The organism is Desulfobotulus sp., assembly GCF_034006065.1.
In the GTDB taxonomy this organism is placed as follows: domain Bacteria; phylum Desulfobacterota; class Desulfobacteria; order Desulfobacterales; family ASO4-4; genus Desulfobotulus.
Genome location: NZ_JAVETM010000038.1, coordinates 1 through 20613 on the forward strand (window position 1 = coordinate 1; position 20613 = coordinate 20613).

Annotated in this window: 19 protein-coding genes; 14 read left to right on the forward strand and 5 right to left on the reverse strand. The window is 55.2% G+C overall.

Annotated elements, in window-relative coordinates; translation table 11 throughout:
• On the forward strand, positions 1 to 186 hold a 186-nt coding region (locus RBR60_RS12940), incomplete at its 5' end, for a hypothetical protein (protein WP_320357444.1).
• Between the two features lie 99 nt (positions 187 to 285).
• On the opposite strand, the gene RBR60_RS12945 is transcribed toward RBR60_RS12940, so the two are convergent.
• On the reverse strand, positions 286 to 1593 hold the full coding sequence (locus RBR60_RS12945) for an aminotransferase class I/II-fold pyridoxal phosphate-dependent enzyme (protein ID WP_320357446.1): 1308 nt from the start codon (positions 1591 to 1593) through the stop codon (positions 286 to 288).
• Positions 1594 to 1808: 215 nt separating this feature from the next.
• Positions 1809 to 2081, reverse strand: a complete 273-nt coding sequence (locus tag RBR60_RS12950; RefSeq protein ID WP_320357448.1) for a PxxKW family cysteine-rich protein — start codon at positions 2079 to 2081, stop codon at positions 1809 to 1811.
• Positions 2082 to 2377: 296 nt separating this feature from the next.
• Between RBR60_RS12950 and RBR60_RS12955 the strand changes: the two genes are divergently transcribed.
• Positions 2378 to 3346: a KpsF/GutQ family sugar-phosphate isomerase gene (locus RBR60_RS12955; RefSeq protein WP_320357450.1), complete on the forward strand. Its 969-nt coding sequence runs from the start codon at positions 2378 to 2380 to the stop codon at positions 3344 to 3346.
• A 116-nt stretch (positions 3347 to 3462) separates the two neighbouring features.
• Positions 3463 to 4812, forward strand: coding sequence for an ATP-dependent 6-phosphofructokinase (locus RBR60_RS12960; RefSeq protein ID WP_320357452.1), 1350 nt, complete (start codon positions 3463 to 3465; stop codon positions 4810 to 4812).
• A gap of 90 nt (positions 4813 to 4902) precedes the next feature.
• Here the strand turns inward: RBR60_RS12960 and RBR60_RS12965 are convergent, their stop codons facing one another.
• Together RBR60_RS12965 and RBR60_RS12970 are read right to left on the reverse strand one after the other, a co-directional pair.
• Positions 4903 to 6252, reverse strand: coding sequence for a 3-deoxy-D-manno-octulosonic acid transferase (locus RBR60_RS12965; protein ID WP_320357454.1), 1350 nt, complete (start codon positions 6250 to 6252; stop codon positions 4903 to 4905).
• Positions 6236 to 8155, reverse strand: coding sequence for a penicillin-binding protein activator (locus RBR60_RS12970; protein WP_320357456.1), 1920 nt, complete (start codon positions 8153 to 8155; stop codon positions 6236 to 6238). The genes RBR60_RS12965 and RBR60_RS12970 overlap by 17 nt, the downstream gene beginning before the upstream one ends.
• A 192-nt stretch (positions 8156 to 8347) precedes the next feature.
• Here RBR60_RS12970 and RBR60_RS12975 point away from each other — a divergent pair, with 192 nt between their 5' ends.
• Complete coding sequence (locus RBR60_RS12975; RefSeq protein ID WP_320357458.1) at positions 8348 to 8884, forward strand: DUF4124 domain-containing protein; 537 nt, start codon at positions 8348 to 8350, stop codon at positions 8882 to 8884.
• Here the strand turns inward: RBR60_RS12975 and miaA are convergent.
• Positions 8863 to 9810, reverse strand: a complete 948-nt coding sequence (miaA, locus tag RBR60_RS12980) for a tRNA (adenosine(37)-N6)-dimethylallyltransferase MiaA (protein ID WP_320357460.1) — start codon at positions 9808 to 9810, stop codon at positions 8863 to 8865. The two genes, RBR60_RS12975 and miaA, sit on opposite strands and share 22 nt — an antisense overlap.
• 317 nt (positions 9811 to 10127) lie before the next feature.
• On the opposite strand from miaA, the gene RBR60_RS12985 reads away from it, so the two are divergent.
• From RBR60_RS12985 to RBR60_RS13030, 10 genes are all read left to right on the forward strand, one after another.
• Positions 10128 to 13160 carry an FAD-dependent oxidoreductase gene (locus tag RBR60_RS12985; protein ID WP_320357461.1) on the forward strand — a complete coding sequence of 1011 codons (3033 nt, stop codon included), beginning with the start codon at positions 10128 to 10130 and terminating at the stop codon, positions 13158 to 13160.
• A gap of 70 nt (positions 13161 to 13230) precedes the next feature.
• Positions 13231 to 13662, forward strand: a complete 432-nt coding sequence (locus RBR60_RS12990) for a hydrogenase iron-sulfur subunit (protein WP_320357463.1) — start codon at positions 13231 to 13233, stop codon at positions 13660 to 13662.
• Positions 13662 to 14609, forward strand: a complete 948-nt coding sequence (locus RBR60_RS12995; RefSeq protein WP_320357465.1) for a 4Fe-4S ferredoxin — start codon at positions 13662 to 13664, stop codon at positions 14607 to 14609. Before RBR60_RS12990 ends, RBR60_RS12995 begins: the two co-directional genes overlap by 1 nt.
• Positions 14610 to 14643: 34 nt before the next feature.
• Positions 14644 to 15693, forward strand: coding sequence for a 4Fe-4S dicluster domain-containing protein (locus RBR60_RS13000; RefSeq protein WP_320357467.1), 1050 nt, complete (start codon positions 14644 to 14646; stop codon positions 15691 to 15693).
• A gap of 33 nt (positions 15694 to 15726) precedes the next feature.
• A complete protein-coding gene (locus RBR60_RS13005) occupies positions 15727 to 16572 on the forward strand; it encodes an FAD/NAD(P)-binding protein (RefSeq protein WP_320357469.1) in 846 nt (281 codons plus the stop codon).
• A 402-nt stretch (positions 16573 to 16974) separates the two neighbouring features.
• Positions 16975 to 17292, forward strand: coding sequence for a TusE/DsrC/DsvC family sulfur relay protein (locus tag RBR60_RS13010; RefSeq protein WP_320357471.1), 318 nt, complete (start codon positions 16975 to 16977; stop codon positions 17290 to 17292).
• A 165-nt stretch (positions 17293 to 17457) separates the two neighbouring features.
• Positions 17458 to 17865, forward strand: a complete 408-nt coding sequence (locus RBR60_RS13015; protein ID WP_320357473.1) for a secondary thiamine-phosphate synthase enzyme YjbQ — start codon at positions 17458 to 17460, stop codon at positions 17863 to 17865.
• Positions 17865 to 18314 carry an AsnC family transcriptional regulator gene (locus RBR60_RS13020; protein WP_320357475.1) on the forward strand — a complete coding sequence of 150 codons (450 nt, stop codon included), beginning with the start codon at positions 17865 to 17867 and terminating at the stop codon, positions 18312 to 18314. The genes RBR60_RS13015 and RBR60_RS13020 overlap by 1 nt, the downstream gene beginning before the upstream one ends.
• A 22-nt stretch (positions 18315 to 18336) precedes the next feature.
• Entirely contained in the window at positions 18337 to 19170 is an 834-nt protein-coding gene (locus tag RBR60_RS13025; RefSeq protein WP_320357477.1) for a nitrilase-related carbon-nitrogen hydrolase, read from the forward strand.
• Positions 19171 to 19394: 224 nt separating this feature from the next.
• Entirely contained in the window at positions 19395 to 20612 is a 1218-nt protein-coding gene (locus tag RBR60_RS13030; protein WP_320357479.1) for a TolC family protein, read from the forward strand.
• Position 20613: the final 1 nt, after the last annotated feature.

A 20613-nucleotide genomic window follows, 5' to 3' on the forward strand; every position in this document is an offset into this window, starting at 1 on the left:
GATGAACTCAAAGCCCTTCCTCCTGTCCGGGCAAAAATGGAAGAGGGCATAGTACAGGTCAAAGACTATGGAGCAAGGCTTGAAGGAAAATATAAAAATCTGCGACTTCAGAAGTTTGTGGTAACAGCCCTTGGATTCGAGCGGGTGTGTTTTGAGAAGATCGGAGAAGCACGCCCCCTTGATTGATGGAATGCCTTTTTGTCAGCTTCTTTTCTGACATGAAAAAATCCCGGTATCGCAGAGGATGCCGGGATTTTCATATCCATGGGTTCTGAAAAAGGAGGCTCAGGCCATAAGATCCTGAATGCCCTGGAGCAGAATATCAAAGAGGGGGGCGACTTCCGTTTCTTCAATGCAGCTGAAGGCCACGCGGATGTCATATTTACCTAAGGCAATGAGGCCCACTCCGTATTTTTCCAGAAGGTGAAGCCGCAGTTTTTCCGCCTCCACGGTTTTCAAGCGCACACACATGAAGTAGCCCGCATTGAAGGGATAGGGCGTGAAGGCATCGGCATACTTGGGATCCTTCAGCACTTCTTTTACCCTGGCCGCCCTTGATTTCAGGATGGCGTATTTCTGGGCGTGCTCTTCCCCATTCCTTGGATCTTTCATGGATCTGAGGACAATGCGCTGGCCGATGTGGGAGGCGTTGGAGATGGTGCCGCGGATGCAGCCTGCGGTTTTTCTTTCCAGCGCCTCATAAAAGGGTGCAGGATCACCCTGGATACGGGTGCTGTAGGTCATGAAGCCCACGCGCAGGCCCCAGACATAATTTTCCTTGGTGGCTCCATCCAGCTTGAGAGCCAGGATATTCTCGTGCAGATCCGCAAAATGGGCGAACAGGGATTCCTTTAAAGTTTCTTCCTCGTAAAAAAGTCCGAAGTAGGCGTCATCCGTGACCACCAGCACCTTTTTTCCGGCTTCGGCCACTTCCCGGATCACAGCCACAAGCTCTTTGGCCTCTCTTTTGGAGATGGCGTAGCCTGTGGGATTCTGGGGGAAATTCAGGATCACAATGGCCTTTCCCGTTTTTTCGGCCTCTTCCCGGATAAGCGTTCCCAGGGCTTCTACGTTGAAGCCGCCGGAAGCGTTAAAGATAGGGTAGTGTTTCAGCTGCACGCCCAGGCGCACGTTCATGATAAGGTTGTAGTTGCCCCACATCATGTCCGGCAGGATGACCGTATCCCCGGCATTGCACCAGACCTCGGCAAATACGCTGATGGCATGGGTGATGCCGCAGGTGACCACAGGCAGGGAAAGGGTTTTCCCCCCGAGGGAAGGATTTTTTTCCATGAGGGAGGCCTGCCAGGCTTTCCGCAGTTCGGGAATACCAAAGGAGGGCGCATAGGTCAGGGCCTCCTCGGGGCTGTACTCCAGGCCCTCCATGACCGAGGGAAAGCACATGATGCCGCCTTCTTCCTTGGCGATGCCGATGGTGGCGTTGATTCTGTGGGCCTTTTCCTTGGCTTCCGCACTTTGGCTGAGGATGCCTTTGGGGAAAAACAGATTTTTGCCTACACGGGAGAGGAGGTCAAGGATGTGGGGATTTCCATGGGCAAGGGCTGCGTTGAGCTGCTCGGCTAAGGGATTCATGTCTTTCCTTGGCAGAAGATGCGTATGGATGCGCCCCATGTGAGAGGCGGGTTGCAGCATTCCGAAAAAAGTCTTTCTTTGGGGGCAAACCAGGAAAGCCCGGATCCTTAAAAAAATTAAGGCAGGGCTTTTCCGGTGTCGGATGAAAATGCCTGTCTTTGTCTTGAAACAAAGCCAGGATATGGTGGTGGCCCCAGGCCTTCTTGCAGAAAGGGCTACTTGCGTTTGGATGCCTTGAGCGGGTTGACTTTCTTTTTGGGATCCGTGCTTTCGGTTTTGATGTGGGTTGCCATGTTGCAGTTGCCAAGCTTCCATTTTACAGCAGGCTCGGGAAAAATGGCGCAGTAGATACCGCTTTCCTGTTCGGTGATGCGGGCGCAGCCCATGCAGGCTTCAATGGCGGAGAGGCAGGTGCCGCCCGTATAGGAGCAGCCGCTGGCTTTCATGAAAACACAATCGTGGCCTTTACGTGTGGTGGTGCAGATCATATGATGAACTCCTAAGATTTCTTAAAATAAATACGACGGCAAAAACCAACCATAGACTTGCGTCCCAATGGAAAAACCCTGCAACAATAAAAAAAGGAAGAGGGCTTGTCAATTTGAAAACGACGCGGAGATTTTTCTATATTTTTAGCCTCTGGTCTTCGGGATAAAATTGATTCCCCTTCCGCTTGGGTTTATAGTCCTTTTCCTGTAGTCTCCGCCAGTCGATGGTCATTGCGCCGGAGTCTTTTAAAAACAACCTTGGATTTTTTAAAGTCACCAATGGGAAAGCATCCATTATGATTGAACAGATTAAAGAAGTTCTTATCACCGAGGCCCAGGGGATTCTGGATCTGGCCGCCAAGGTGGACGCTTCCTTTGAGAAGATGGTGGAATGTGTTTTTGCATGCAAGGGGCGTCTTGTGATCGCAGGGATTGGTAAGTCAGGACTTGTGGGACGCAAAATCGTTGCCACCCTGATTTCCACGGGAACCCACGCCATTTTTCTGCATCCTGTGGAAGCCATGCATGGAGATCTGGGTCTTGTGGGAGGGGATGATGTTTTTCTGGCCCTATCCAATTCCGGAGAAACCGAAGAGCTGAATGTGCTTTTGCCAAGCATCCGCCGCATGGGTTGCCCCATTGTGGCCATGACGGGAAATCCGAAGTCCACTCTGGCCCGCCAGGCGGACATTGTGGTGGATGTAGGCGTCAGAAAAGAGGCCTGCCCCCTGGGGCTGGCGCCCACCACGTCCACAACAACGCTTCTGGCCGCAGGCGATGCCCTGGCCGTGGCTCTGATTCATAAAAGGCAGTTCAAACAGTCGGACTTCAGGCGTTTTCATCCGGGCGGAGCCCTGGGGCAGCGTCTGGCCAGCCGTGTGGGGGATCTCATGCTGACCCAGGGGCTGCCCCGGGTGTCCAGCGGCGCTCCCCTTTCCGAGGTGCTTACCCTGATGGATGAAAGCTCCCTGGGGGCTGTGCTGGTTACGGGAGAAGACGGGAGGCTGGTGGGTATTCTCACGGATGGGGATGTGCGCCATCTTGTGGCTTCGGGAAAATTAAGCGCTGAAGTGGTGGACAGTGTGATGACGGTGAATCCCCGCTGTGTGGGACCGGAAAGTCCGGTTTACGACGCGCTGAACACCATGGAGGAGTATCAGATCACCGTTTTGCCTGTTGTGGATGCTTCGGGCGTACTGACGGGCATGCTGCACCTGCACGACATTCTGGGAAAGGGTGCTTTTAAATTCAATGGACTGCCCTGACTCTTGTGTTTTTTTAAGAGAGCAGAACCGCAAGGCGGAATGAACCGGATTCTGAAAAAACGGATAAAGGGCTCCGGATTTGAGGGGTGTGATCGTTTTGGGAAGGATTGCTGGACGTGGATACGAAAATCAGGAACTTAGGAGCCCAAAAAATTCCTTCCCCTTTGTGTTTTGCAGGGGGGTGTGGGCATGGCGGCAGTTTTGTGACGGATACCAGCCATGTGCTGCAGGATCTGGATGCGGGTCGTGTGCTGGAAGCGCTGAAAGCGGGGCGCGAGCCTGTGCGTTTTGAGATGGCGGGGCCGCGGGCGCATATTCATTTTGATCCTGCACGCACGCGCTGCGCTCTTGTGACCTGTGGCGGACTTTGTCCGGGTCTCAATGACATCATCCGTTCCCTGGTGATTGAATTGCACCATCGGTACGGCGTGCGGGATATTTATGGGATTCCCCACGGACTCCGGGGTTTTTTCCCCGAATTCGGCCATGAGGTTCTGAAGCTGACCCCCTCTGTGGTGGAGCGTATTCTGGATATGGGCGGCACCATTCTGGGATCTTCCAGGGGGCCCCAGGATTTCGATCGTATCTGCCAGTGGCTGGAAGCCATGGACATTCAGCTTCTTTTCATGGTGGGAGGCGATGGGACGCTGACGGCAGCCCATCTGCTGGCCCAGGTGATTGCAGAGCGCGGTCTGGACCTGGCTGTGGTGGGCATTCCCAAAACCATAGACAATGACATCGCCTTCATTGATCGAAGCTTTGGCTTTGATACGGCAGTAGAAGAATCCACGCGGGCCATCCGCAGTGCACACACAGAGGCTGTGGCCTACCCCCATGGAATTGGTCTTATCCGTCTGATGGGAAGACATTCAGGTTTTATTGCAGCCACAGCCTCCCTTGCTCAGCAGGATGCCAATTTTGTGCTGATTCCTGAAGTTCCCTTTGATCTGGAGGGGGAGGCGGGCCTTCTGGCGGCCCTGGAGCGGCGACTGGCCCAGAGGGGGCATGCTGTGCTGGTGGTGGCGGAGGGTGCGGGCCAGGATCTTTTCCAGGACAGGGAAAAGAGGCGGGATGCTTCGGGCAATGCGCTTTTGAAGGATATCGGTCTTTTTCTCAAGGATGCCATTGAAACCCATTTCAGAAAAAAGGGGCCTGGCATTGCCATGAAATATATTGATCCCGGCTACATGATCCGCAGCCTGCCCGCCAATGCCAATGACTCCGTGTTCTGCGGTTTTCTTGCCCGGAATGCGGTGCATGCGGCCATGGCGGGAAAAACGGATATGCTGGTGGGGTACATCCACGGAGCCTTTGTCCATCTTCCCCTTGCCCTTTGTGCCGGAAAACGGCGGTATGTGGACCCTGCAGGGGATCTGTGGCAGGCGGTTCTGGAGACAACGGGGCAGGGATCCCTGAAAAATCAGGGGCTGCGTCTTGCGGAAAAACGGATGGAGACGGAAAGATAAAAGGGGTTTTCCCAGGCTCTGGGGCCGCAGAGGAAAACCCGCCCATTTCCCCCTTGTGTGCAGCGAAGTCTGCGCGAGGGGGATTTTTTTTCAGAAAGGATGTCCATGACCAGAGCGGCCAGAATGCGAGGCCAGGGCCTGGAGGATGGCCCTGGTGTGGCAGGATACGGCGCCCTGGTTTTGTTGCAGGGCTTTAAGTCCTGCACTGCCCGCCGCCCTGGCTTTTTCCGGAAAACCCAGCAGCCAAGCCAGCTGGGCGGCAAGCTCTGTGGCGTCCTTCACTTCAAAGGCTGCGCCCGCTGCAAGGAGAAGCTCCTTTTCTTCGGCAAAATCTTCCATGGAAGGCCCAAAGAGTATGGGTTTGGCCCAGGCTGCGGCTTCCAGAAGATTCTGACCTCCTGCGGGAACCAGGCTTCCGCCGCAGAAAACCACATCTGCCAGGGCATAGAGGGTGCGCAGTTCGCCCATGGTATCAAGAAAAAGAATATCGCTTTTGAACCTTGCTTCCCGGCTGCGGCGCTGGTGGGTGAGGCCTTTTTCCGAAGCCGTCCTTTCCATGGCGCGCAAGCGCTTGAGATGGCGTGGAGCCAGAATCATGCGCAGATGGGGAAAGGCCTTTTTCACCTCGGAGAAGGCAGCAAGGATGGGAATGTCTTCTCCTTTACGGATACTGCCGCAGATCCAGATGAGATCTTTTTCTCCGATCCCCAGATTTTTTCTGTGCAAGGAAAGGGAGAGCCTCGCGGCTGGGGCAAAGGAGGCGGGATCCCTTTTGGCGTTGCCACATACCTGGATTCTGTCTTCGGGTGCGCCAAGGGCCAGGATGCGGTGGGCGTCGGTCTGGCTGATCATGCTGAAGGCCCGGACCTCGCGGAAAATATCCCGCAGCAGGGGGCGGATTCTGAGATAACGGGGAAAGGATCTGGGAGAAATACGGCCGTTGACCATGAGGGTGGGGATGTTCCTTGCGGTGCAGCCCTGGATCCAGTTGGGCCAGATTTCCGTTTCAACAAAAACCATGACATCGGGGGGCCGGGCTTCCAGGGCGGCTTCAGGCCATCCGGGCAGATCCAGAGGCGCAAAGACAAAGGCGGCTTTGCCTTCAAGGCGTTTGCGGAGCAGGGCAAGGCCGGTTTCCGTACAGGCGGACAGGGTGAAGCGGCACTGTCCCCTGAGCTGGGCATGGAGACTGTAGACCAGAGATTCCGTGACCCCGGCTTCTCCCAGGCTTGCGCCGTGGATCCATATGTGGGGATTCTGGGAGGGTTGAAGCGGAGGGATGTCGCCTGCCATATGCTGTAAGCGGGTTCTGAGGGCTGGCAGGTGAAGGCCCAGTCGCTGCAGGGGCTGGATGATTCCCTTCAGGACGCCCGTTGCCATCCGGTAGTTTCCATAGGAAAAGAGAGGGCCTGGGGCTGTTTTTTTAAGGGGTGATTTCACGGAAGGCGGATCCTCTGATTTCAAGGAGGAAGGGAGGGGTGAGGGCCTCCCGGGTTTCGGAAAACAGGATGACGCCTGTGACGCCCTCATGGGGGGCGCCTTTCTGGAGAATTTCCCTGAGCTCTGTACGGCTGAAGGGTTTTTGCTCCAGGGCATGGAAGAGCAGCATCAGGCTGTCAAAGACCACCGCTTCCAGGTAGCCCGGATCTTCCCCGTAGGTTTCCCTGAAATGCTGGACAAATTCCCGGGTCTGGGGAAGGGTGCTTTCCACAAAAAAGCCTGTGGGAATCAGGGCACCGCGTGCATGGGCACCGGCCATCTGCATGAGCCTTGGACTGTGCCAGAGGTTGGTACCCAGGAGGCGGACGCCCTCCACGTCGTTGTAAGCCAGCTGGGGAAGGATGAGCCCTGCCCGCTCAGCGCTGTCTGGAATGAAGAGGGCGTCAAACTGGATGATGGGTTTGGGAGGGCCGGATTCCCTTTCCTGTCCATGGGTGGGAGGGGGCTGTCTGTCTTTGGGGGGGGGATGGTGCAGCCCTGTGAGCCTGCGGATGGGCTCTGAAAAATCCGTGCTGCGTGCGGGGTAGGATTCCACGCCTGTGATGCGGCCGCCCATGTTTTCCACGGCATCCCAGAAGAGATCCCGGAAATTCTGGCCATAGGTATCGTCGGGATGGAGGATGGCGAAGCGAAAGAGGTTCTGTTTGGTCATGGCATGGGAGACAAGACCCTGAACCTGCATGGCGGGTGTCATGAAGTTGCGGAAAATTCCGGGTCCGATGCGGGTTACGCCTTCCTGCTGGGTAAGGGTGATCAGGGGGATATGGAGGTCTGAAGCCAGCTGGAAGGATTCAGGGTTGGCAGCCAGAGGGCCGATGGCGGCAATCACCTGTTTTTCGTTCAGGGTTCTGATGGCCTGGGCCGTGGCGGTTTCATCGGAGTGCGTGTCTTCGATGAGGATGCGCACAGGAAGTGCCCCCGGTGCCTGGGCATAGAGCGCCATGGCCATTTCCACGCCCCTGAGGGCCTGCAGACCAAAGGGTTCGAATCGGCCGGAAAGGGGCAGAAGACAGCCGATGGCAAGGGGATCCACCTCCTCTTTGTGGGCGATGGTGGCGATCATGTCCTTTGCCAGAGGAGCCTTGGTGTGAAAGGGGTGGGCGGAGAGGAATTCTTTGAGGACTTTTTCCGCAGATCTGTAGCGGCCGGATTCGGCAAGGCGCAGGCCGAGGGCCAGATTCAGGGTAGCGGCGGGTTCGGGTTTTCGGGCTGAAGGGACAAGGGAGGTCAGGGCGTCGGGGCCGAGACTTTCCGTGAGCGTGAGAATCTTTTCAAGAATCAGACTGTGCAGGGATCTTGGAGCCTCTTGCAGAATCTGGATCAGACTTTCGGTGGCCTGCACGGGATGATTCAGGGCGGCGAGGGTATCCGCCCGCAGCAGGCCCAGGCGGATGCGCAGATCCGGTTGTACAATCCGGGCTTCGCTTTCCCGTATGCAGGAAAGGGCGCGGCTGGCCTGCTGATCCGTATACCAGAGGTTACAGCGGGCAAGCAGGGCCTCTTGGTAGGGCTTGCTCTGGGGAAAGCTGCGAATAAGGGTATCGAGGAGCCCCTGTGCCTGGCTGACATTGCCCTGGGCTATGTGGAGCGTACTCAGTTTGAAAAGGGCTGTGGGGGTATTCTCATGGTCCGGGTGATGTTGAATGAAGCGCGTATAGGCTTCCGAAGCCTCCTGGGTTCGGCCTTCCGCATAGGCTTTTTCCGCTAGAAGAAAAGCCTGATCCGCAGGACTTTTGGAGTCGATGAGGCTGGGCTGGGGGGCTTTGGCGCATCCCGCCGTGAAAAGCAGCAAAAGGAAAAAAAGCATCCAGAGGTCTCTGGCGGGCAGTGCATGGCATTTCATGACAAAGGTTCACCTGGTTTGCGGGGGATGCGTGTCGGACCCGAAGTGGGCTCTTTGTTGCAAAGCCTTTGGGGGGTATTCTGGGGTCCGTATACTTGCCACAGAAACTGGAAGGCTTTATACACTAAGACCATGGTGGGAGGCAAAAAGGAATTTGTGCGTTTACAGTGTATTTTTCGAAAGGGAGATCCCATGATGAGGCTGCAGAAGGCGTGCATTGCCGTGTTGTGTGTTCTGGTGTTCTGCGGTTCTGCGGGAGCCGAGTTCTACCAGTACAGGGATGAAAGCGGTAAAATTGTTTTCACCGATGACCTTTCCCGGCTTCCGGAAAAGGAGCGGGAAAGGGTTTTGCGTTTTCAGAGCATGAATGCGGAGACTGTGGAAGGGGAGACTCCGGAAGAAGGAGAAGAAGCGAAGACAGAGCCTGGGGTGGCGGATCAGGCGATGCAGCTTGAAGCCGAGCGTAAGGCCCTAGGGGAGGAGTTGGCTCGTCTGCAGGCCCTGCAGGCTGTGTTGTCGGAAAGGGCGGCCAGCCTTTTGCGGTCGGACGTCCAGGCCATAGAGGCCCATAACCAGGAGGTGGAGGCTTTTGATGCGGCTAAAAAAGCCTATGACCAGAGGCGGGCCCGGTACAATACGGATGTGGAAGCCTTTAATGCCCGTATCCTGGAAAAGGAGAGGGAAGGGCAAGATGGTCAGGGTGCGGATCAGAAGGAATCACAGCCCTGATTTCTGAGGGCTTTTCGGATTGTTGGGACATGTTCCTCAAGTTTGCCCGGAGGCATCCAGAGAATTTCTGGATCCGCATGGAACCAGGTAAGCTGGCGTTTGGCATAGCGCCGGGTGTCCCGTTTCAGGAGACGGATGCCCTCTTCCCTGGAAAGGCGTCCTGAAAGGATGTCCACCATGTGACGGTAGCCGATGGCCTGCATGCTTTTCAGTTCCGGGCCATAGCCCATGGCAAGAAGGTTTTTCACCTCTTTTTCAAGTCCATCTTTGAGCATGCGGTCCACCCGCTGGTTGATGCGCTCGTAAAGCACGGCCCGGTCTGTGAGGAGTCCGATTTTCACCACAGCATAATCCGGAGCATCGGAGAATCCGTGTTGCTGCTGGCGCGAGGAAATGGAGCTGCCTGTGGCTTCAAAGAACTCTAAGGCCCGGATGATGCGGAAGCCGTCATTGGGGTGAATCCTGGCTGCGGCTTCCGGGTCTTTTTCCCGGAGGCGGGCGTGAAGATGGGAGAGTCCCTTTTTCCGGGCTTCCTCTTCCAGTAGCGCCAGCCTTTGGGGATCTGCGGGGTGTGCGCGGAAAAGTCCCTGGAGAAGTGCTTTAATATAAAGGCCTGTGCCGCCCGCCACAATGGTGAGAAATTCTTTTTCCGCATTGGCTTCAATGAAGGCCCTTCCCATGGCGGCAAAGGCTGCCGCATCAAAGGGCATGTCCGGATTGAGAATGCTGATGCCCGCATGGGGGGCTTTCTGAAGCTCTTCTGCGCAGGGCTTGGCGGTTCCGATGTCCATGTAACGGTAGACCTGCATGGAGTCCGCACTGAGAATGCGGGCCCGGAAGTGTTCACAAAGGCGGATGGCCGCATCGGTTTTACCGCTGGCCGTGGGGCCGCAGATGATCAGAACACCGGGTTTTTTATGGGGCATGGTTTCTCCTCATGGGTTGGGGACTCGATCCGGGGTCATTAAAGCGGATTTTGAGGAAAAAAAACAGCGGGAAATGCCCGTGAAGTCCGGAAAGCCGCGCAGGACAAATGTATTGACAACATTGGTGTTAGTCGATATGGATTGGCGTGCTAATAGAATTCATAAATGCTTGTACGGATTTTGGCGCTCTTTCCCAATGGGGAAGGCGGAAAGCGTCGGGCAATATGGGGATTTGTAACGTTGCGGGATTCCTTGAAAATGCCGGATCATGGGAGGCAGAAAAGGGATTTTGCAGAATCGCTACAGGAGAATAGACCATGTCGAAGGAAGTAATAGGATCCGCTGTCGTCGTGGGTGGTGGTATCACCGGGATGCAGTCGGCGCTTGATCTGGCCGATGCCGGGTACTATGTGTACCTGGTGGAAAAGGGGTCTTCCATTGGCGGCGTGATGTCGCAGCTGGACAAGACCTTTCCGACCAACGATTGCGCCATGTGAATTATCTCACCCAAACTGGTCGAGGTCGGCCGGCATCTGAACATTGAATTATTGACTTTAAGTGAAGTGACGTCCATCAGCGGTGAAGCCGGAAATTTCGAGGTCGAAGTTTTCAAGAAACCCCGTTACGTGGACATGGACAAGTGTATTGCCTGCGGTGCGTGTACGGAAAAATGTCCTAAGAAAATTGATGATTTCTACAACGCATCCCTGAAGAAACGTAAAGCCATCTATGTGGAGTACGATCAGGCCGTACCCTTGAAGTACGTCATTGACCCTGCAAACTGCATCAAGCTCACCAAGGGTAAATGCGGTAATTGTGAGAAGGTCTGCCCTGCGGGCGCCATCAATTATGATGACAAGCCCGAAACCCTGAAGCTCAAGGTGGGTTCCATTGTTCTCGCCCCTGGCTTCAAGCCCTTTAATCCCAGCATTTTCGACACCTATCAGTATGCCAAATTCCCCAATGTTGTGACCTCCATGGAGTTTGAAAGGATTCTTTCCGCCTCCGGTCCCACCATGGGGCACCTTACCCGCATGAGCAAGGATCATGAAGAGCCGAAGAAGATCGCCTGGTTCCAGTGCATCGGCTCCCGTGACATGAACCGTTGCGACAATGCCTACTGCTCTTCGGTCTGCTGCATGTACGCCATCAAGGAAGCGGCCATTGCCAAGGAACACAATGGCGATGACCTGGACTGCGCCATTTTCTTCATGGACATGCGGACCCACGGCAAGGACTTTGAACGCTACTACGAAAACGCCAAGAAAAAGGGCGTGCGTTTTGTTCGCAGCCGGGTGCATACCATCAATCCCATCCCGGAAAATGATTCCCTTGAGGTGCGCTATGTGACGGAAGACGGTCGTCTGGAGACGGAAATCTTCGACATGATCGTGCTGTCCATTGGCCTTGAGACGGATCCCTCCACGGTGAAGCTTGCCAACCAGCTGGGCATCAAGCTCACCAAGGGCAACTTCTGCGAATACGAGACCTTCAAGCCTGTGGCCACCTCCCGTGAGGGGATTTTTGTGGCCGGTGCCTTTGCAGGTCCCAAAGATATTCCCCAGGCCATGATCGATGCCTCTGCCGCAGCTTCCGCAGCGGGTGAGCTTCTGTCTTCTGCAAGGAATACCCTCACCAAAACCGCAGAAGCCGTCAAGGAGCTGAACGTGGCGGGGGATCGTCCCCGCGTGGGGGTTTTTGTCTGCTCCTGCGGCTCCAACATCGCAGGTACGGTGGATGTGAAGGCCCTGGCCGAGTATTCATCCTCCCTTCCCTATGTGGAGTATGTGACCAACAATCTCTTCGCCTGCTCCCAGGATACCCAGGACAAGATGGCGGAGATTATAAAAGAAAAGAACCTGAACCGCGTGGTGGTGGCGGCCTGTACGCCCAAAACCCACGAACCGCTGTTCCAGGAAACCCTCATCAATGCAGGGCTGAACAAGTACCTCTTTGAGATGGTGAACATCCGCAACCATGATTCCTGGGTACATAAGGAAACTCCGGATCTGGCAACAGAAAAAGCCAAAGATCTGGTACGCATGGGGGTTGCCAAGGTTTCCCTCTTTGAGCCTCTGCGGGAAGGGGAGCTGAACGTCAACCAGGTTGCCCTGGTGGTGGGCGGCGGTGTTGCGGGCATGACCGCAGCCAAGGCTCTTTCCAATCAGGGATACGCTACCCATATCATTGAAAAGGCGGATCGCCTCGGCGGCCAGGCCCTGAACCTCTTTAAGACCATCAAGGGCGAGGACGTGGGCGAGAAGGTGGCGGAGCTTGAAAACGCCATCAAGGTGGACGAGCGCATCACCGTACATCTGAAAACGGAAATCGCCAGTGTGGACGGGTTTGTGGGTAACTTCAAAACCCAGCTTAAAGGGGGCTCCGATTCTCTTCTGGAGCATGGCATTACCGTGATGGCCACAGGTGCTTCTCCCCTGAAGCCCACGGAATACCTCTATGGTGAAGATCCGAGGATTCTTACCAGTCTGGAGCTGGATCTTAAGTTCAAGGCCAAGGATCCCATGCTGGACAAGGCGGAAAGTGCGGTCTTCATCCAGTGTGTGGGTTCCCGTGAACCGGGTCGTCCCTACTGCTCCCGCGTGTGCTGCACCCACTCCATTGACAACGCTCTGGAGCTGAAAAAACACAAGCCCGATATGGATGTCTTCATCCTGTACCGGGATATCCGCACCTACGGAGAAAAGGAATACCTCTACCGGGAAGCCCGGGATGCGGGCGTTATCTTTATCCGCTACGACCTTGAGAACAAACCCAAGATCGAAAAGGTGGGCGACAAGCTTGTGGTGAAAGTCACAGACCATGTCCTCATGCGGCCTTTGGAACTGACGGCGGATATTCTCACCCTGGCTTCCGCTGTGGTGCCCAACAAGAGCGAGGCCCTGGCCCAGTTCTTCAAGCTGCCCATGAACGATGATGGCTTCTTTGTGGAACGCCACGCCAAGCTCGGACCCAGTGAGTTTGCCACAGACGGTGTCTTCCTTGCCGGTACGGCCCATTATCCCAAGCCCCTGGATGAGACGGTGGCCCAGGGACGGGCAGCGGCTTCCAGGGCGGTCACGCTTCTGGCCAAGGAAAAAATCTTCACCTCCGGTCAGGTGGCGCGGGTGGATGCTTCCCTCTGCTCCTCCTGCGGGATCTGCGTGAGCGTATGTCCCTATTCCGCTCCCCGGTTCATGGATGCGGGCTATTATGCGGGCAAGGCGGAGATCAACCCTGTACTCTGCAAGGGCTGCGGTCTCTGCGTGGCATCCTGCCGCAGCGGCGCCATTCACCATGGCGGCTTTGACAACAGCCAGATTTTTGCCCAGATCTTCACCGTAAGCGCATAAACCATTTTCCTTCCGCAGCTGTTCTTATTCAAGGCGGCTGCGGAAGGATCAGAATAAGGAGAAGACAGCCATGAGCTGGGAACCCAAGATTGTGAGTTTCCTGTGCAACTGGTGCAGCTACGGTGCGGCCGACCTTGCTGGTGTCAGCCGTTTCCAGTATCCGCCCAACATCCGGGTGATCCGTATCCCCTGCACAGGCCGTATGAGCCCTAAGTTTTTCCTTTCCGCCCTGCGGGAAGGTGCCGATGCCGTATGGGTATCCGGCTGACACCCCGGTGACTGCCATTACCTGGAAGGTAATTACTATGCACGCCGCAAGTTTCAGCTGTTCAATGACCTGATGGAACACATGGGCATCGAAAAGGGCCGTCTCCATTACTCCTGGATCTCTTCCGCCGAATCCACCAAGTTTGTGGAGGTGGTGAAGGAAGTAACGGATGCTGCGAAAGCCGCAGGTCCCAATACCAATTTTGTGAAGCGCTACATGAAGGAAGCGGAATAATGAGCGGAAACATCGACAGAATAAAAGAGATTGCCCGGGGCCTTCTCGAAACCGAGAAGGTGGATGTCGTGATCGGCTTCAAAAAGGGAACGCTTCCCGTCATGAGCGAGCCGACGATTATCCGCAAGGCATCGGATACGGAGACCCTGATCTGGGACGCCACCTGCCGTCTCAACCTGTGCAACTACCTCACAGGTCGCAAGGACCGCATCGGTATCATTGCCAAGGGCTGTGATGCGAGAAACATTGTGGGCCACATTGTGGAAAACAAGATCAAGCGGGATCAGCTGGTGATCATCGGTGTTCCCTGCACGGGCATGGCGGATAAAAAAGCCCTTTCCGACCTTGTGGGCGGTGAGGTGACCGCTTACGCCGAAGCCGGGGATCAGATCACGGTGAAGGGTCCTGCGGGAGAAAAGACCGTCAGCAGGTCGGAGGTGCTTCAGTCCAACTGCCGGAGCTGCATCAAGCGCAATCCTGTGATCTTTGATGAGATGGCAGGGGAGCCCGTGGAAGAACTTGTCCTTGAAAACCGCTTTGCGGACGTGGAAAAGATCGAAGCCATGGATGCAGGTGCCAAGTGGGGGTATTTTGAGGAGCTTCTTTCCGGCTGCACCCGCTGCTATGCCTGCAAGAACGCCTGCCCCTTATGCTATTGTCCCACCTGTTTTGTGGATGAATCCCGTCCCCAGTGGGTGGGCAAGGGAACGGATCCCATCGACATCCGTACCTACCACTTCCTGCGGGCCTTCCACTGTGCAGGCCGTTGCACGGACTGCGGGGCCTGCGAGGCGGCCTGTCCCATGGATATCAAGATGCGGGCCTTCACCCGCAAGGGTGTCAAGGATTGTGTGGAGAAGTACGGTTGGGAAACGGGCATGAAGGAGGGTGTACGGCCGCCGCTGGATACCTTTAAAACCGATGACCCCGAGGCCTTTATCCGCTAGGCCCTCACGACCCCAAGCATGATCGGAGGAAAAGATGACGTTGATCCGAATTGCCAAGGCATCCTGGGACGGTGGGCTTGAGAAGGCGCGTAAAGCCTACGAACTCATCGGACCTGTGCCTGAGAAGGACAGCCATAAATATGCGGTGCTGGCCGAAGGTCAGCTTCCGGACATGGGATTTAAAAACACAAAGCTTTCTCCCAAGTGGGTGGTGTTTCCCCAGTCCGAGGCCATGTTCACCTACACCCTGGATGGCACAAAGGAAAATCACCACATTTTGCAGGAAGTGCCCGCAGCACCGGGGGCACGGGCTGTGATCGGCATCCGTCCTTATGATGCCAAGGCCATCCAGCTCACGAAAATGAACTTTGACAACAAGGACTACAAAGACCCTTTTTGGCTGCGCAATTACGAGCGCTGCACCTTTGTGGGTCTTGCCATCAATGCGCCGTCCGCCACGGATTTTTCCACCTCCTGCGGCACCGGTCCCTTTGCAGAAGAGGGCCTTGACGTGCTTTTGGTGGATGCAGGGGAAGTTTATATCGCCAAGGTGCTGACGGAAAAAGGCAAGAAATTCCTTGATGCGGCAGGCTTTGGTGAAGATGCGGGTGCGGATGCGGCCAAAACCGTGGAAGACCTGAAGGCAAAAGCCGAAGCGGCCATTACTTCCAAGGTGAGCTACAACAAGATCCAGGGCAAGACCATCATGGATCTTTATGATGCGCCTTTCTGGAAGGATGTTCTTTTCGGCTGCATCAACTGCGGTACCTGCACCTATGCCTGCCCTACCTGCTGGTGCTTTGACATTCAGGATGAGGTGAAGGGTACGGACGGCGTGCGTGTGCGGAACTGGGATTCCTGCATGACGGCCCTTTTCACCCACCATGCATCCGGGCATAACCCCCGTGAGCACGAGTGGGAGCGTACCCGTCAACGTTTCATGCATAAGCTGAAATACTTCCTGGACAAGTACGATGCGGGGCTGATGTGTGTGGGCTGCGGTCGCTGCGTGGAGCAGTGCCCTGCCAACATCGACATCCGTACGGTCTGCAACACCATGAACGCCTTTGAACCGGGAAAGTAGCCCGCAGTGAGAGCGGCATAAGGAGAGAAAAACGTGAGAAATCCGAATCCATATGAGCCGTATCCCGTCCGCATAGACGACATCACGGTGGAGACGGAAGACAAGAGCCTGAAGACCTTCAAGTTCGTCTTTCTGAATCCTGAGCACGAAGAGATGTTTGCCTATAAGTCGGGTCAGTTTGCAGAGCTCTCCATTCCCGGTCAGGGCGAGATTCCCATCGGGATTGCGTCCAGCCCCACGGAAAAGGGCTTTGTGAAGTTCACGGTATTTAAAACCGGTAAAGTAACGAGCTATCTGCATTCCATGCAGGTGGGCGACATCATGGGCCTTCGCGGCCCCTTAGGGAACTGGTATCCCTGGGAGATTCTTGAGGGCAAGAACATCCTCATCATCGGCGGGGGGTTTGCCTTTACGACCTTACGGTCCTCCATCAAGATGATGCTGGACAACCGGGAAAAGTTCGGCAAGATCGATGTGGTGTACGGTGCCCGTTCCCCCGGTATGCTTCTCTACATGGATGACCTCCGGGAGTGGGAAGCCCAGGGTAAGATCAACATGCACATCACCGTGGACAGAACGGACGATCCCAACTGGAAGTACCATCAGGGATTTGTACCGGCCATCACGGAGAAGGTGGCTCCCCCTGCGGACGACGATACCTACGCCATCGTGTGCGGGCCTCCTGTGATGATCAAGTTCACCCAGCCTGTTCTCGATAAGCTGGGGTACAAGCATGATCACATCATCATGAGCCTTGAAAACCGGATGAAGTGCGGCATTGGCATGTGCGGCCGCTGCAACATCGGTAAAGAGCTGGTGTGCAAGGATGGTCCCGTCTTCACCCTGGATCAGCTCAATCAGATGCCCAAGGAATACTGATCTTTTGTAAAAAACAAGATGGTTTTTTTCGCCTGAGCGTCTGGCAAAGGTCTGAAAATATCGGCTCAGGATATTTTCAGACCCCGGAAGGGCGGGTTTCCATGTCAGGCAGGGTATATGCACCGGCCCCTGATAAGGCAGGCTAAACAAAGCGACCGCTTCTCCTTGGCACATGGCGGAGCGGTCGCTTTTTTGAAAAGGCTCCAGGGAAAGGAGCACTCTTTTTCCGAAGCCAGATGGGCTTTCAAAGATTTGACACCTCCGCAGGAATGATGTAAAAACATCTTGCTTATTGACAAGCCACGCTTGTTTGGTTAGGTAGATACGCTAAGAAAAAGTTAAGGATATAACGGGGACCCCCCACAGGATGATATCTATTCTATTACAGGAGGTTTTTGAAAAATGGCTGAAATTGAATTCAAAGGCAAAAAGTTTGTAATCGACGAAGACGGATTTCTGGAAGACTTCAACACCTATTCCGAAGAATGGGTTGAGTACTGCATGAAGGAAGAAGGCATTGAAACCCTCACCGATGAACATTGGGGTGTGATCAATATCCTTCAGGATTACTACAAGAAGAACGGTATTGCTCCCATGGTACGCGTTCTTTCCAAACTTACCGGGTTCAAACTCAAGCACATCTATGAGCTTTTCCCCTCCGGACCCGGCAAAGGAGCCTGCAAAATGGCTGGCCTTCCCAAGCCCACCGGTTGCGTTTAATCCTTGCCGGAAATCTGATCTTGTCTTGAAAATGGAAGGCCCTGCCATGGCAGGGCCTTTTGCTATCCTGCCAATGCGGGCCCTTATTCTGATACCCAGGGCTGTTTTATCGTGAATGGGAAAACGCTGTTTTGTCCGACCCGTGTTTGTTGAGGGAGAGAGGCGATGCATATTAAAATTCAGTCTACCACGCGTAAGGAGATGGTGGATATTACGGCGCGGGTCCAGGAAGTGGTGACAGCCTCGGGCATGCGCTCAGGTCTTTGCCATATTTTTGTGCCCCATACCACAGCAGCCATCACCCTCAATGAGAATGCGGATCCCGATGTCCAGGAAGACATGAACCGCACCCTTTCCCGCCTGATTCCCGTGGATCCTGATTACCGACACATGGAGGGTAATTCCGATGCCCACATGAAGGCTTCCCTCATCGGCGCTTCGGAAGTGCTGGCCGTGCGGGACGGAAGGCTGGATCTCGGGCGCTGGCAGGCCATTTATTTCTGGGAATTTGACGGCCCCCGAAAACGGGAAGTGCGTATTTTACTGCTTCCCCAGCAGGAAAGGGGTTTTTAATGATGGATGCCCTGGATAAAAAGCTTTTGAATGGTATTCAGTCTGGTTTTCCTGTCTGTGCCCGGCCCTATGCGGTCATTGGAGAAAGACTGGGCATGGAAGAAGCGGAGGTGCTGAGCCGCTTGCAGCGTCTCAAGGATACGGGGATTATCCGTCGCATCGGCGGTAATTTCGGGCCTGAGAATCTCGGGTATTTTTCCACCCTTTGCGCGGCCCGTGTACCCGAGGACAAGGTGGATTTTTTTGCAGAGGTGGTGAACCGTTATCCCGGCGTGACCCACAATTATATCCGTGAAAATGACTGGAATGTGTGGTTCACCTTCATTGAACCTTCACGGGAAATCATCGCCCGTAACCTGGAGGAGATCGCAGAGGAAACAGGCGTTGCCGACATCCTCAACCTGCCCGCCACCCATGTGTTTAAAATCCGGGCGAAGTTTTCGGTGTGAGTCCATGAGGGGGGAAATGACCATGAAGGCTTCCCATCCTCTTCCCCTTGTCCTTGCCGTTCTTCCCCAGGCAGCCGGTGATGTGGCCGCCAATCTTCTGGGTATTACAGCTGCCTGCGAAAAGGCCGCAACCTCTTCGGCCTGCATGGTGGTATTTCCGGAAATGCAGCTTACGGGATATCTTTTGGGGGCGGATGCCCTGCATCAAAAAGCCCTCACCCTTGAAGAGGCCCTTTTTCTTCTTTCTCCCCTTGCCAGAAAATTTGATCTCTGTCTGGTCTGCGGTTTTGCGGAAAGGACGGATGCGGGTTTTTATGTAAGCGCCCTTGCCCTTGGGCCGGAGGGGCTTTTGGCCCATTACCGCAAGATTCACCTTGGTTCTCCTGAACGCGGGCTTTACCTTGAAGGAGACAGGCCGGTGGTTTTTTCTTTCATGGGCCTCACCTTTGGTCTGGCCCTCTGCTATGATGCCCACTTTCCCGAGCTCTTTTCCTGTCTTGCCCATATGGGGGCAGAAGTCTTTCTCATTCCCCACGCCTCTCCCCGCACGACCCCTGAAGAGAAAAAAGCCTCCTGGCTGCGTCACCTGCCTGCCCGCGCCTTTGATACGGGAAGCTATGTGCTGGCCGTGAATCCCTGTTCCGGGGATGGCACGGGCAAGTTTTTTCCGGGCCTTGCCCTGGCCCTTGGCCCCGATGGCCGTGCCTGCGCAGAGCTTTTTGCAACTGGCCCGGGTCTTCTTTTCCTCTCCCTGAATCCGGAGCGGGTGTCTGCCATTAGGTCCCATTCCATGACGGCCTTTCATCGTGGCCGGAGGCCGGATCTTTACCACGGATGGATGCGCGAGGAATTGTAAGCCTTTTCCTGCCCCAAAAGCCCCTGGTTTTCACTCCTTTTTTGTCCGGGTTCTGCCTGATTTGCTGAAAAGCGAATCGGCGAAAAAAACTTGTTCGACAAGGATGGTTGTGTTAGTTTTTTAAACACAGTTTTTCCCACCTTACGCATCTGTCTCATCCCCTTTTGCAGGTGTACTGCCCTTTCTGTTTTGTGCCATCCCCAATCTGAAGAAAGGAAAACCCTATGGGCCATTTTCCCCCCATGCTGTGTGTTCCCTTCATCTTTTTTCTTTTAATTCTGCCCCTTTCTCTCCGGGCGTCGGAGTCGATGCCTTTATCCTTGCCACGCACCCTGGAACTTGCCTTTGAGCGGGATACCACCCAGGAAACCTTCAAGGCAAGGGCCGCAAGTCTCCATGAGCGTGCTGCTGTGGCTTCCCGGCTTCCGGATCCCCGTCTGCTTTTGGGATATGAAAAAGCGGAAAGCATGGAGGAGTTCATGCTGGGGGTACGTCAGGAAATTCCCCGCAGCAGCCGTCTGCGTCTTAAAGAGGATCAGTTCGGCGTACTGGCTTCTGCCCAGAAAAGGCAGGCCGAGGTCTGGGACCGGCAATTAACGAGAAACGTGCGCATGGCCTATCTGGATCTTTGGTATCAGCAGCAGGCCTTAAAGATTGTACGCCATCACCTGAGTCTTCTTTCGGAGCTGACAGGTGCGGCGGCTCAGCAATATGCCGTGGGCAGGCTCAGCCAGCAGCAGCTTATTATGCTGGAGCTCGAGGAAGATAATCAAAAGGATCGCCTGGCCCGCAACCTTGGCGATGAAGAAGCGTCCCGGGCGAGACTGGCCCGCTGGATCGGCAGCATCCCGAAAACCCTTCAGCTGGATGAAAAAAATCCTCCGTTGCCCTCCCTTCCTTCCCTTGAAGCGTTGAAGGCGGGGCTTGTGGAGCATCCGCTTCTGGCAGTGGATCAGGCGGGTATTCAGGCCGGTGAAATGGAGGTGGCACTGGCGGAACAGTATTATACGGGTTTTATGGTGGATGGTCTTTATACCCGAACGGATGAGAACCAGCAGAAATTCAACCTCATGCTTTCCATTGAAATTCCCCTTGCGCCCTCCGGGAGGCAACAGCGCAACGCCGCCGCAGCCCGGCACCAGGTGCGCGCCACTGGCTATGACCGGCTGGAGCGTCTGCGTCAGATGGAAGGGGAGGTGGAAGCCGGATATGCACGCTGGGAAAGACTGGGGCAACGCATGGATCTGTACCAGGCCCGGATTCTGCCCCAGAGCCACATGGCCAGCGACCTTGCCGCTTCGGGGTATCAGCACAGGGTTGGAGAGTATGCGGGCTGGCTGCGCGCGTCTGTGGCGGCCTTTGAAAATGAGCTTTCCTATCTGCGTCTTTTAACGGAGCAGGCCAGTGTGCAGGCGGAACTCCTCTACTATACGGAGAAATAAC